Genomic DNA, 13,070 nt, shown 5'->3' on the forward strand with positions numbered 1-13,070 from the left:
CTACATTATATCAGAAAAAGATAACCTTTAGAAAAGGAGTTTCAAAGATAACTATTTTGTAGAAAAATGACTATCATTTGTGTATGTATTTTCTGTCTCAAAAGCTATATACTGAAAATGAAATTTGTTTGAAAGAGGATACTGCACGATGATTTATTCAAAAGAAATTGTTAGAGAATGGCTAGATGAAGTGGCAGAGCGGGCTAAGGACCATCCAGAGTGGGTGGATGTTTTCGAACGTTGCTACACCGACACTTTGGACAATACGGTTGAAATCCTAGAAGATGGTTCAACCTTTGTACTCACAGGAGATATTCCTGCTATGTGGCTTCGAGATTCGACAGCCCAACTCAGGCCCTACCTTCATGTAGCCAAAAGAGATACCCTTCTGCGTCAGACCGTTGCAGGTTTGGTCAAACGTCAGATGGCCTTGGTACTCAAGGATCCTTATGCCAATTCCTTCAACATTGAGGAAAACTGGAAGGGTCACCACGAGACAGACCATACCGACCTTAATGGCTGGATTTGGGAACGCAAGTACGAGGTGGACTCGCTTTGCTATCCTTTGCAGCTGGCTTATCTCCTCTGGAGAGAGACTGGCGAGACTAGTCAGTTTGATGAGACTTTTGTTGCAGCGACTAAGGAAATTCTTCATCTGTGGACGGTGGAACAAGACCACAAGAACTCTCCTTATCGTTTTGTCCGAGATACGGACCGTAAGGAAGACACCTTGGTAAATGATGGCTTTGGCCCTGATTTTGCAGTGACAGGTATGACTTGGTCAGCCTTTCGTCCGAGTGATGATTGCTGTCAGTATAGTTACTTGATTCCGTCAAATATGTTTGCTGTAGTAGTCTTGGGTTATGTGCAAGAAATCTTTGCAGAATTGAATCTAGCTGATAGCGAGAGCATTATTGCTGATGCTAAGCGTCTCCAGTCTGAAATCCAAGAAGGAATCGACAACTACGCCTACACCACCAACAGCAAGGGCGAAAAGATTTATGCCTTTGAAGTGGATGGTCTAGGAAATGCCAGCATCATGGATGATCCAAACGTACCAAGTTTGTTGGCTGCACCTTATCTGGGCTACTGCGATATTGACGACGAAGTCTATCAAGCAACTCGTCGTACCATTCTGAGCCCTGAAAATCCATACTTCTACCAAGGAGAATACGCTAGTGGCCTCGGAAGTTCCCATACCTTCTATCGCTATATCTGGCCAATCGCTCTGTCTATCCAAGGTTTGACAACAAGAGATAAGGCAGAGAAAAAATTCTTGCTGGATCAGCTGGTTACTTGTGATGGGGGTACAGGTGTTATGCATGAAAGCTTCCACGTAGATGACCCAACTCTCTACTCTCGTGAATGGTTCTCTTGGGCCAACATGATGTTCTGTGAATTGGTCTTGGATTACTTGGATATCCGCTAAGGAGCACGCTTTAGCGCAACTGATTCTTGTCAAAATCACACCTTTACATTTAAAACGTTAACAATAAAAATTTAAATTTAGAATGAGGTTTTACTTCATGGAAAATGTTGTCGTACATATTATCTCACATAGTCACTGGGACCGTGAGTGGTACTTGCCTTTTGAAAGCCACCGTATGCAGTTGGTGGAATTATTTGACAATCTCTTTGATCTCTTTGAAAATGACCCTGAGTTCAAGAGTTTCCACTTGGATGGACAAACTATTGTCCTTGACGACTATTTGCAAATTCGCCCTGAAAATCGTGACAAAGTTCAACGCTACATTGACGAAGGAAAATTGAAAATTGGTCCCTTTTACATCTTGCAGGATGATTACTTGATTTCAAGTGAAGCCAATGTTCGCAATACCTTGATTGGTCAAGCAGAATGTGCCAAATGGGGCAAATCAACCCAGATTGGTTATTTCCCAGATACCTTTGGAAATATGGGACAAGCGCCTCAAATTCTTCAAAAATCAGGCATTCACGTGGCCGCTTTTGGTCGTGGTGTGAAGCCGATTGGATTTGACAACCAAGTCCTTGAAGATGAGCAGTTTACATCCCAGTTTTCAGAAATGTACTGGCAGGGTGCGGATGGTAGTTGTGTTTTAGGTATTCTATTTGCCAACTGGTATAGTAACGGGAATGAAATCCCAATTGACAAAGATGAGGCCTTGACCTTCTGGAAACAAAAATTGTCAGATGTGCGTGCCTACGCTTCGACTAACCAATGGTTGATGATGAACGGCTGTGACCACCAGCCTGTACAGAAAAATCTGAGCGAAGCCATTCGTGTGGCAAATAAACTCTTCCCAGATGTGACCTTTGTTCACAGTTCTTTTGATGAATATGTTCAAGCTGTGGAAGGTGCCCTTCCTGAACACTTATCAACGGTGACAGGTGAGTTGACCAGTCAGGAAACAGACGGCTGGTACACACTTGCCAATACTTCTTCATCTCGTATTTATCTCAAACAAGCCTTCCAAGAAAATAGCAATCTCCTAGAACAAGTAGTGGAACCCTTGACCGTCATTACTGGTGGACATAACCACGAGGACCAGTTGACCTATGCTTGGAAAACACTTTTGCAGAATGCACCCCATGATAGTATCTGTGGTTGTAGTGTGGACGAAGTTCACCGCGAGATGGAAACGCGTTTTGCCAAGGTCAATCAAGTCGGAAACTTTGTTAAGACCAACTTGCTCAATGAGTGGAAGGGTAAAATCGCTACAGCTAAGGCTCAAAGTGATTATCTCTTTACGGTTATTAACACAGGCTTGCATGATAAGGTCGATACTGTCAGTACAGTGATTAATGTGGCGACTTGTGATTTCAAGGAATTGCACCCAACAGAAGGTTACAAGAAGATGGCTGCTCTTACCTTGCCAAGTTATCGTGTGGAGGACTTGGATGGGCGTCCTGTAGAGGCTAAAATCGAAGACCTTGGGGCTAATTTTGAGTACGATTTACCAAAAGACAAGTTCCGCCAAGCTCGTATCGCTCGACAAGTGCGCGTGACTATTCCAGTTCACCTAGCGCCGCTTTCTTGGGCAACTTTCCAATTGCTGGAAGGAGAGCAAGAACGCCGCGACGGTATTTACCAAAACGGAGTGATTGATACGCCATTTGTAACGGTGAGTGTGGATGACAACATCACAGTCTATGATAAGACAACTCACGAAGCCTATGAAGATTTTATCCGCTTCGAAGACCGTGGTGACATCGGAAACGAGTATATCTATTTCCAACCAAAAGGAACAGAGCCAATCTATGCAGAGCTTAAGGGCTACGAGGTCTTGGAAAACACAGCTCGCTATGCTAAGATTTTGCTCAAACATGAATTGACCGTGCCTGTCAGTGCAGATGAAAAGCTAGAAGAAGAGCAAAAAGGCATCATCGAATTTATGAAGCGTGAAGCTGGACGTTCAGAAGAATTGACAAGCATTCCTCTTGAAACTGAGATGACTATCTTCGTTGATAATCCACAAATCCGTTGCAAGACTCGTTTTACCAACACTGCCAAAGACCACCGTATCCGTCTCTTGGTCAAGACTCACAACATGCGTCCAAGCAATGATTCTGAAAGCATTTATGAAGTGGTGACACGACCAAACAAACCAGCAGCTTCATGGGAAAATCCTGAAAATCCTCAACACCAACAAGCCTTCGTTAGTCTGTATGACGATGAAAAAGGCGTGACTGTATCTAACAAGGGATTGAATGAATACGAAATCCTTGGAGACGACACCATTGCAGTGACTATTTTGCGTGCGTCAGGCGAGCTAGGTGACTGGGGTTACTTCCCAACACCAGAAGCACAATGCTTGCGTGAGTTTGAAGTCGAGTTTGCGCTTGAATGCCACCAAGCCCAAGAACGCTTCTCAGCCTATCGTCGTGCTAAAGCCTTGCAGACACCATTTACCAGCCTTCAGCTTGCTAAACAAGAAGGAAGCGTGGCTGCAACTGGTAGCCTCTTGAGCCATTCTGTTCTCAGCATACCGCAAATCTGTCCAACAGCCTTTAAGGTAGCTGAAAATGAAGAAGGCTATGTTCTTCGTTACTACAATATGTGTAGTGAAAATGTACGTGTACCGGAAAGTCAACATCTCTTCCTTGACCTACTTGAACGACCATACCCAGTTCATAGAGGCCTCATTTCACCACAAGAAATTCGTACAGAATTCATCAAAAAAGAAGAAATTTAATTTCAAAAAGTAAACATAAAAAGAAAGGAGGGGCGAAAAGGTAAGAACTAACTGCTGATTCGCCCCTTTTTATGGTAAAAACAATGACCATTGCAACGATTGATATCGGAGGGACTGGGATTAAGTTTGCAAGTCTGACTCCTGATGGGAAAATGCTGAATAAGACAAGCATTCCAACGCCTGAAAACTTGGAGGACTTACTAGCTTGGCTAGACCAGCGCTTGTCAGAGAAGGATTACAGCGGGATTGCTATGAGCGTTCCAGGCGCGGTCAATCAAGAGACAGGTGTGATTGATGGCTTCAGTGCGGTGCCCTACATTCACGGATTTTCTTGGTATGAGGCGCTTAGCTATTATCAGATTCCTGTCCATCTGGAAAATGATGCCAACTGCGTTGGACTCAGTGAACTACTAGCTCATCCAGAGCTTGAAAATGCAGCCTGTGTCGTGATTGGGACAGGGATTGGCGGAGCCATGATTATCAATGGTAGACTTCATCGAGGTCGCCACGGCCTGGGTGGAGAATTTGGCTACATGACCACCCTTGCCCCTGCTGAAAAGCTCAACAACTGGTCGCAACTAGCATCAACTGGGAATATGGTGCGATACGTGATTGAAAAATCTGGTCAGACTGACTGGGACGGTCGCAAGATTTACCAAGAGGCCGCAGCAGGAAATGCCCTTTGCCAAGAAGCCATTGAGCGCATGAACCGCAATCTGGCGCAAGGCTTGCTCAATATCCAATATCTCATCGACCCAGATGTCATCAGTCTGGGAGGCTCTATCAGTCAAAATCCAGATTTTATCCAAGGTGTCAAGAAGGCTGTTGAAGACTTTGTCGAGACCTACGAAGAATACACGATTGCGCCCATCATCCAAGCCTGCACCTATCATGTAGATGCTAATCTCTACGGGGCCCTTGTCAACTGGTTGCAGGAGGAAAACCAATGGTAAGATTTACAGGACTTAGTGACAAACAAGCGCAAGCTATTGAAGTATTAAAAAAGCACATTTCTCTACCAGATGTAGAAGTAGCTGTCGCTCAGTCTGACCAAGCCTCTATCCCTATCAAGGGTGAGGATGGTCACTATCAATTGACCTACCGCAAACCTCACCAACTCTACCGCGCCTTGTCCTTGTTGGCAACAGCTCTGTCAGAAGCTGACAAGGTAGAGATTGAGGAGCAGGCAGCTTATGAAGATCTAGCCTACATGGCTGACTGTTCGCGCAATGCAGTGCTGAATGTGGCTTCTGCCAAGCAGATGATTGAGGTCTTGGCTCTCATGGGCTACTCAACCTTTGAGCTTTACATGGAAGATACCTACCAGATTGAAGGACAGCCTTACTTTGGCTATTTCCGCGGGGCTTATTCGGCTAAGGAGTTACAGGAAATCGAAGCCTATGCCCAGCAGTTTGACATGACCTTTGTTCCTTGTATCCAGACCTTGGCCCACTTGTCAGCCTTCGTTAAATGGGGTGTCAAGGAAGTGCAAGAACTCCGTGATGTGGAGGATATTCTTCTCATTGGCGAAGAAAAGGTTTATAACCTGATTGATGGCATGTTTGCTACTCTATCTAAACTACAAACTCGCAAGGTCAATATCGGGATGGACGAAGCCCACTTGGTTGGTTTGGGACGCTACTTGATTCTGAACGGTGTTGTGGATCGTAGTCTCCTCATGTGCCAACACTTGGAACGCGTGCTGGATATTGCTGACAAATATGGTTTCCACTGCCAGATGTGGAGTGATATGTTCTTTAAACTTATGTCAGCAGATGGCCAGTACGACCGTGATGTGGAAATTCCAGAGGAAACTCGTGTCTACCTAGACCGTCTCAAAGACCGTGTAACCTTGGTTTACTGGGACTATTATCAGGATAGCGAGGAAAAATACAATCGCAATTTCCGCAACCATCACAAGATTAGCCATGACCTTGCCTTTGCAGGTGGTGCTTGGAAGTGGATTGGATTTACACCTCACAACCATTTTAGCCGTCTAGTGGCTATCGAGGCCAACAAAGCCTGCCGTGCTAATCAGATCAAAGAAGTCATTGTGACGGGTTGGGGGGACAATGGTGGTGAGACCGCTCAGTTTTCTATCCTACCAAGCTTGCAAATCTGGGCAGAACTCTGCTACCGCAATGACCTAGACCGTTTGTCTGCTCACTTCCAAACCAATACTGGTCTATCGGTTGAGGACTTTATGCAGATTGATCTTGCCAACCTCTTGCCAGATATACCAGGCAATCTTAGTGGTATCAATCCCAACCGCTATGTCTTTTATCAGGATGTTCTCTGTCCGATCCTTGACCGACACATGACACCTGAACAGGACAAACCGCACTTCGCTCAGTCTGCTGAGACGCTTGCTGACATTAAAGAAAAAGCTGGCAACTATGCCTACCTCTTTGAAACTCAGGCCCAGTTGAATGCTATTTTAAGTAGCAAAGTCGATGTGGGACGACGCATTCGTCAGGCCTATCAAGTAAACGATAAAGAAAGTCTGCAAGAAATCGCAAGACAAGAATTACCAGAACTCAGAAGCCAAATTGAACACTTCCATGCTCTCTTTAGCCACCAATGGCTGAAAGAAAACAAGGTCTTTGGCTTGGATACGGTCGATATCCGCATAGGCGGACTATTGCAACGCATTAAGCGAGCAGAAAGCCGTATCGAAGCTTATCTGGCTGGTCAGCTTGACCGCATCGATGAGTTAGAAGTGGAAATCTTACCATTTACAGACTTCTACGCAGACAAGAACTTCGCAGCCACAACAGCCAACCAGTGGCATACCATTGCGACAGCTTCGACCATCTACACGACCTAAAAACAAGAACACTGTGCTCTTACTCAGAGTGTTTCTCGTGAAACATCCCATTCTTAAAAAGTACTCCACATAAAATAATTTGTGGAGTTTTTTCTATAATTAGTAGTTTAACCTAACCTTCAAATAGGAGTATACTAATAATGTAATCGTTATCAAAAGTCTAAAAAGGAATTTTTAGATGGATATCAAAATAAAAAAGGGAGGAAATTATGAATAAGTTTTCAAAAACCTTGAGAGACAACTGGATCTTTCTCTTGATGGTTTTGCCAGGGGCACTCTGGTTGATTCTATTCTTCTACATTCCAGTATTTGGGAACGTGGTTGCCTTTAAAGACTACCACATGACCAGTAATGGATTCATAGATAGCATCGTGAATAGTAAATGGGTCGGACTCGATAATTTCAGATTCTTGTTTAGTTCAAAAGACGCCTTTATCATCACTCGAAATACTGTCCTCTATAATCTCGGCTTTATCTTTATCGGTTTGATTGTATCTGTAGGGATTGCCATCATCCTCAGTGAACTCCGTTCTAAGAGAATGGTTAAGATCTTCCAAACTTCCATGTTGTTCCCTTACTTCTTATCTTGGGTTATCATTAGTTTCTTTACAGATGCCTTCCTAAACATCGATAAAGGTGTGTTCAACCATTTCCTAGAGTCTATCGGGATGAAGGAAATCAATTTCTACGCTGACTTGGGCATCTGGCCATATCTCCTACTTTTCCTAGGTATTTGGAAAGGTTTTGGATATAGCAGTGTCATGTACTATGCGACAATCATGGGAATTGATCCAACCTACTACGAAGCAGCAACAGTTGACGGGGCTAGCAAATGGCAACGAATTCGCAATGTAACTATTCCACAGTTGACACCATTGGTAACTGTATTGACCATCCTTGCAGTCGGAAATATCTTCCGTGCAGACTTTGGTCTCTTCTACCAAATCCCACATAATGCTGGTCAGCTTTATAACGTAACCAACGTCTTGGACGTATATGTTTATAACGGTTTGACTCAGACAGCGGATATCGGGATGGCTTCAGCGGCAGGTCTCTACCAATCAGTTGTCGGTTTGATTCTGGTTATCCTATCAAACTTACTTGCAAGACGAGTTGATCCAAACTCAGCCTTGTTCTAGAAAGGAGGAGAATATGGCAGAAAAGAAAATTAAAAAAGAAAAAATTGATAATGTCGGCATTCACTCCTTCAGTAAGAAAGCAGATATCTTCTTTAGTACCATTTCTGGATTGATCGCCCTCTCGTGTATCCTACCCTTCATATTTGTTATTGTTATCTCTGTGACAGATGAAAAGAGTATCCTCCAAAATGGATATAGCTTCTTCCCATCTCAATTTGGATTAGATGGTTTTGAGTTTTTGGCACAATTTAAGGATAAAATTCTCCAAGCCCTCTTCATCTCAGTCTTTGTAACAGTGGTGGGGACTATCACAAACGTTTTTATCACAACAACCTACGCCTACGCCATCTCACGGACAACCTTTAAGTATCGCAGATTCTTTACGATTTTTGCTCTTCTTAGTATGTTGTTCAACGCTGGTTTGGTACCGGGCTATATCGTGGTAACTCGTTTACTTCAACTTGGTGATACAGTTTGGGCCTTGATTGTTCCAATGCTTCTCTCACCATTTAACATCATCTTGATGCGTTCCTTCTTCAAGAAGACCATTCCAGAAGCTATTCTAGAATCCGCTCGTATCGATGGTGCTAGTGAGGCCCGGATCTTCTTCCAAATCTGTTTGCCATTGTCATTACCAGGTATCGCAACCATCACGCTTTTGACAGCTCTTGGTTTCTGGAATGACTGGTTCAACGCCCTTCTTTACATCAAGAGTGACAACTTGTATCCATTGCAATATTTGCTCATGCAAATCCAGCAAAATATGGACTACATCGCCAAAGCAGTCGGCCTATCTGGTCAACTGGGAGTTGCTCTTCCAAAAGAAACAGGTCGTATGGCCATGGTTGTGGTCGCAACCCTTCCAATCGCGATTTTGTATCCATTCTTCCAACGCTACTTTGTAAAAGGTTTGACTATCGGTGGTGTGAAAGAATAGTACTTGTCGAGAAAAATCATTTCTCATTTCCAAACTTCCCTTGCGTGAAGTTAAAATCATTATATTGTTTATAAGTTTAAAAATAAAAAAAGGAGTTTTTGTCATGAAAAACTGGAAAAAATATGCTTTTGCATCTGCTAGCGTAGTCGCTTTGGCTGCTGGTCTCGCTGCTTGTGGAAACCTTTCAGGTAACAGTAAAAAAGCTGCTGACTCAGCTTCAGGTGAAAAGACTGTTATCAAAATGTACCAAATCGGGGACAAACCAGATAACTTGGATGAATTGCTAGAAAATGCTAACAAAATCATCGGTGAAAAAGTTGGTGCTAAATTGGATATCCAATATCTTGGATGGGGTGACTATGATAAGAAAATGTCAGTTATCACATCATCTGGTGAAAACTACGATATCGCCTTTGCATCTAACTATGTTGTAAATGCTCAAAAAGGTGCCTATGCTGACTTGACTGACTTGTATAAGAAAGAAGGGGCAGAGCTTTATAAAGCACTTGACCCAGCTTACATCAAAGGTAACAGCATTAACGGTAAAATTTACGCAGTTCCAGTTGCAGCCAACGTTGCATCATCTCAAAACTTCGCCTTCAACGGAACTCTTCTTGCTAAATACGGTATCGATATTTCAGGTGTCACTTCATATGAAACACTTGAACCAGTCTTGAAACAAATCAAAGAAAAAGCTCCAGATGTAGTGCCATTTGCGGTTACTAAGAACTTCATCCCATCTGATAACTTTGACTACCCAGTTCCAAACGGACTTCCATTCGTTATCGACCTTGAAGGAGACACTACTAAGATCGTAAACCGTTACGAAGTACCTCGTTTCAAAGAACACTTGAAGACTCTTCACAAATTCTATGAAGCTGGATATATTCCAAAAGACGTAGCAACAAGCGATACTTCATTTGACCTTCAACAAGATACTTGGTTCGTTCGTGAAGAAACAGTAGGACCAGCTGACTACGGTAACAGCTTGCTTTCACGTGTTGCGAACAAAGATATCCAAATCAAACCAATCACTAACTTCATCAAGAAAAACCAAACAACACAAGTTGCTAACTTTGTCATCTCAAACAACTCTAAGAACAAAGAAAAATCAATGGAAGTGTTGAATCTCTTGAACACTAACGCAGAACTCTTGAACGGTCTTGTTTACGGTCCAGAAGGCAAGAACTGGGAGAAAATTGAAGGAAAAGAAAACCGTGTTAAAGTACTTGATGGCTACAAAGGAAATACTCACATGGGTGGATGGAACACTGGTAACAACTGGATCCTTTACATCAACGAAAACGTTACAGACCAACAAATTGCAGATTCTAAGAAACAATTGGCAGAAGCTAAAGAATCTCCAGCGCTTGGATTCATCTTTAACACTGACAATGTGAAATCTGAAATCTCAGCAATCTCTAACACAATGCAACAATTCGATACAGCTATCAACACTGGTACTGTAGACCCAGATAAAGCTATTCCAGAATTGATGGAAAAATTGAAATCTGAAGGTGCTTACGAAAAAGTATTGAACGAAATGCAAAAACAATACGATGAATTCTTGAAAAACAAAAAATCATAAGATCAATTGATTTCGTGTATTCATTCCTAATTCCTAAAAATGTGATCACTGTTTTCCTCAGGTTTGTTTGGGGAGGCAGTGATTTTTTGAAACAAGAACATAGATATCCATGTTTTCTTATCACTATTTAACCATTCAGGAAATCTCAAGTAACATTTAGGATTTGAAGTAAAGATTTAGGAAAATATAGCTTATATTAGAGATGTTCCGATTTTAGAAAGGAGGGTTCACATGAAGAAGTATCAGCTTTTACTCAAAATAAGTGGAGTTTTCTCTTACCTATTTTTTGTATTTGGTCTTTCTCAGCTGACGCTTATTGTCCAAAATTATTGGCAATTTCTTCTGGATTCAAAATATCTTGAGTTTGCTATTTAGCGGAGTCATGATTTGGATTCTGGTTACGACAGGCCATGGTTATCTCTTTCGCATTCCGAGAAAAAAATGGCTTTGGTATTCGATTTTGACAGTATTAGTGGTAGTGCTCCAGATCTCTTTTAACGTTCAGACAGCTAAACATGTTCAGTCAACTGCTGAAGGTTGGGCTGTATTGATCGGTTATAGTGGGACCAACTTTGCTGAGCTAGGTATCTATATAACTTAGTTCTTTCTGACTCCACTTATGGAAGAGCTAATCTATAGAGGATTACTGCAACACGCCTTTTTTAAGCATTCGAGATTTGGCCTTGATTTGTTTCTTCCGTCAATTTTATTTGCTCTTCCTCATTTTTCAAGCCTGCCTAGTTTGTTAGATATCTTCGTCTTTGCAACATCTGGCATCATCTTTGCTAGTTTGACCCGCTATACCAAGAGCATTTATCCATCTTATGCGGTGCATGTGATCAATAATATTTTCGCAACATTACCATTTTTGCTGACTTTTTTACAGAGGGTGTTTGGTTAAATACTGGATCGAGAGTTAGGAATGATAGTTTTTTAATTTAAGGAGGAAAATGAGAATGACACTATTAAAATGGTTTGCCGGAGGCAGTGAAAGACGTTGTGAAGCGATGACTATTATAGACTATCTACTGGAAGACATAAAGGATGCGCCTCAACTGACTCCCTTGAAAAATCTGTTAGTGAGTTATAAAAGACGATTAGAGGACGATGGGACTTCTACTCCGTTTGTTCTGAGTCAAATGAACGTTGACCTTGCGCGCGTATTGATTGATAACAAGCTAAGTTTGTCAGAAAGTCAAGCTAGGCAGATCAAAAAATTGAGAGAATTATCTGCTATTCGCTATGGTTACTGATGAAGTGCAGGGATAAGCACCTTTCTACAATTTCCGGTCAAATAAATTGCATTCGCTTTCTCAAGCAGGTATACTAGTATAGTTAGATGAAAAATTCTGAAAATTTAAGAATAGAAAAGAGAACAAATCTTATGGCAAAAGATATTCGTGTCTTACTTTACTACCTTTACACTCCAATTGAAAATGCAGAGCAATTTGCTGCAGACCACTTGGCTTTCTGTAAATCAATCGGCCTTAAAGGTCGTATCCTAGTCGCTGACGAAGGAATTAACGGAACAGTTTCAGGTGATTACGAGACAACTCAAAAATACATGGACTACGTTCATAGCCTTCCGGGTATGGAAGACCTCTGGTTCAAGATTGACGAAGAAAGTGAACAAGCCTTCAAGAAGATGTTCGTTCGCTACAAGAAAGAAATTGTTCACCTTGGTTTGGAAGACAACGACTTTGACAACGACATCAACCCACTTGAAACAACAGGTGCTTACTTGTCTCCAAAAGAGTTCAAAGAAGCCCTTCTTGACGAAGATACAGTTGTCCTTGACACACGTAACGATTATGAGTACGACCTAGGACACTTCCGTGGGGCTATCCGCCCAGATATCCGCAACTTCCGTGAGTTGCCACAATGGGTCCGTGATAACAAGGAAAAATTCATGGACAAGCGCGTCGTGGTTTACTGTACAGGTGGCGTTCGCTGTGAGAAATTCTCAGGCTGGATGGTCCGTGAAGGCTACAAAGATGTCGGCCAATTGCACGGAGGAATCGCAACTTACGGTAAAGACCCAGAAGTCCAAGGCGAGCTTTGGGATGGGAAAATGTACGTCTTTGACGAGCGTATTGCCGTAGATGTTAACCATGTCAACCCAACCATCGTAGGAAAAGACTGGTTTGATGGAACACCATGTGAACGTTATGTCAACTGTGGAAATCCATTCTGTAACCGTCGTATCTTGACATCAGAAGAAAATGAAGACAAGTACCTTCGTGGATGCTCACACGAGTGCCGTGTTCACCCACGTAACCGCTATGTTTCAGAAAATGAATTAGCACAAGCTGAAGTTGTCGAGCGCCTAGCCGCTATCGGTGAAAGCTTGGATCAAGCAGCTACAGTATAAGATTAAACAGTCCTTAGGGGCTGTTTTTCTATGCTT

Annotated in this window: 9 protein-coding genes and 1 pseudogene; all 10 read left to right on the forward strand. The window is 42.5% G+C overall.

Annotation, left to right across the window (positions count from 1 at the left end):
* Nucleotides 1–148 precede the first annotated feature (148 nt).
* The 10 genes and pseudogenes from MK482_RS01070 to MK482_RS01115 all read left to right on the forward strand — a co-directional run bounded on the left by MK482_RS01070 (nucleotide 149) and on the right by MK482_RS01115 (nucleotide 13,034).
* The gene (locus MK482_RS01070) at nucleotides 149–1,429 is read left to right on the forward strand and encodes a glycoside hydrolase family 125 protein (RefSeq protein WP_268717761.1); all 1,281 of its coding nucleotides are present in this window, start codon (nucleotides 149–151) and stop codon (nucleotides 1,427–1,429) included.
* A 97-nt stretch (nucleotides 1,430–1,526) separates the two neighbouring features.
* A complete protein-coding gene (locus tag MK482_RS01075; RefSeq protein ID WP_268717762.1) occupies nucleotides 1,527–4,172 on the forward strand; it encodes an alpha-mannosidase in 2,646 nt (881 codons plus the stop codon).
* Nucleotides 4,173–4,255: 83 nt separating this feature from the next.
* Complete coding sequence (locus MK482_RS01080; protein ID WP_268717850.1) at nucleotides 4,256–5,125, forward strand: ROK family protein; 870 nt, start codon at nucleotides 4,256–4,258, stop codon at nucleotides 5,123–5,125.
* Nucleotides 5,119–6,999 carry a beta-N-acetylhexosaminidase gene (locus tag MK482_RS01085; RefSeq protein WP_268717763.1) on the forward strand — a complete coding sequence of 627 codons (1,881 nt, stop codon included), beginning with the start codon at nucleotides 5,119–5,121 and terminating at the stop codon, nucleotides 6,997–6,999. Before MK482_RS01080 ends, MK482_RS01085 begins: the two co-directional genes overlap by 7 nt.
* Nucleotides 7,000–7,208: 209 nt before the next feature.
* On the forward strand, nucleotides 7,209–8,138 hold the full coding sequence (locus MK482_RS01090) for an ABC transporter permease (protein ID WP_001032152.1): 930 nt from the start codon (nucleotides 7,209–7,211) through the stop codon (nucleotides 8,136–8,138).
* Between the two features lie 13 nt (nucleotides 8,139–8,151).
* Complete coding sequence (locus tag MK482_RS01095; protein ID WP_000818349.1) at nucleotides 8,152–9,075, forward strand: carbohydrate ABC transporter permease; 924 nt, start codon at nucleotides 8,152–8,154, stop codon at nucleotides 9,073–9,075.
* A gap of 103 nt (nucleotides 9,076–9,178) precedes the next feature.
* The gene (locus MK482_RS01100) at nucleotides 9,179–10,663 is read left to right on the forward strand and encodes an ABC transporter substrate-binding protein (RefSeq protein WP_268717764.1); all 1,485 of its coding nucleotides are present in this window, start codon (nucleotides 9,179–9,181) and stop codon (nucleotides 10,661–10,663) included.
* 231 nt (nucleotides 10,664–10,894) lie between these two features.
* Nucleotides 10,895–11,564 (forward strand): annotated as a pseudogene (locus MK482_RS01105) (lysostaphin resistance A-like protein).
* A 55-nt stretch (nucleotides 11,565–11,619) separates the two neighbouring features.
* Nucleotides 11,620–11,916: a bacteriocin immunity protein gene (locus tag MK482_RS01110; RefSeq protein ID WP_268717765.1), complete on the forward strand. Its 297-nt coding sequence runs from the start codon at nucleotides 11,620–11,622 to the stop codon at nucleotides 11,914–11,916.
* Nucleotides 11,917–12,047: 131 nt separating this feature from the next.
* Nucleotides 12,048–13,034 carry a rhodanese-related sulfurtransferase gene (locus tag MK482_RS01115; protein WP_268717766.1) on the forward strand — a complete coding sequence of 329 codons (987 nt, stop codon included), beginning with the start codon at nucleotides 12,048–12,050 and terminating at the stop codon, nucleotides 13,032–13,034.
* Nucleotides 13,035–13,070 lie beyond the last annotated feature (36 nt).

This window comes from Streptococcus mitis (genome assembly GCF_026782865.1).
Classification (GTDB): Bacteria; Bacillota; Bacilli; order Lactobacillales; family Streptococcaceae; genus Streptococcus; species Streptococcus mitis_CG.

Bases quoted from the DNA above. Each gene is read 5' to 3' on its own strand.
- MK482_RS01070 (WP_268717761.1), top strand. From the start codon at position 149: ATGATTTATTCAAAAGAAATTGTTAGAGAATGGCTAGATGAAGTGGCA.
- MK482_RS01075 (WP_268717762.1), top strand. From the start codon at position 1,527: ATGGAAAATGTTGTCGTACATATTATCTCACATAGTCACTGGGACCGT.
- MK482_RS01080 (WP_268717850.1), top strand. From the start codon at position 4,256: ATGACCATTGCAACGATTGATATCGGAGGGACTGGGATTAAGTTTGCA.
- MK482_RS01085 (WP_268717763.1), top strand. From the start codon at position 5,119: ATGGTAAGATTTACAGGACTTAGTGACAAACAAGCGCAAGCTATTGAA.
- MK482_RS01090 (WP_001032152.1), top strand. From the start codon at position 7,209: ATGAATAAGTTTTCAAAAACCTTGAGAGACAACTGGATCTTTCTCTTG.
- MK482_RS01095 (WP_000818349.1), top strand. From the start codon at position 8,152: ATGGCAGAAAAGAAAATTAAAAAAGAAAAAATTGATAATGTCGGCATT.
- MK482_RS01100 (WP_268717764.1), top strand. From the start codon at position 9,179: ATGAAAAACTGGAAAAAATATGCTTTTGCATCTGCTAGCGTAGTCGCT.
- MK482_RS01110 (WP_268717765.1), top strand. From the start codon at position 11,620: ATGACACTATTAAAATGGTTTGCCGGAGGCAGTGAAAGACGTTGTGAA.
- MK482_RS01115 (WP_268717766.1), top strand. From the start codon at position 12,048: ATGGCAAAAGATATTCGTGTCTTACTTTACTACCTTTACACTCCAATT.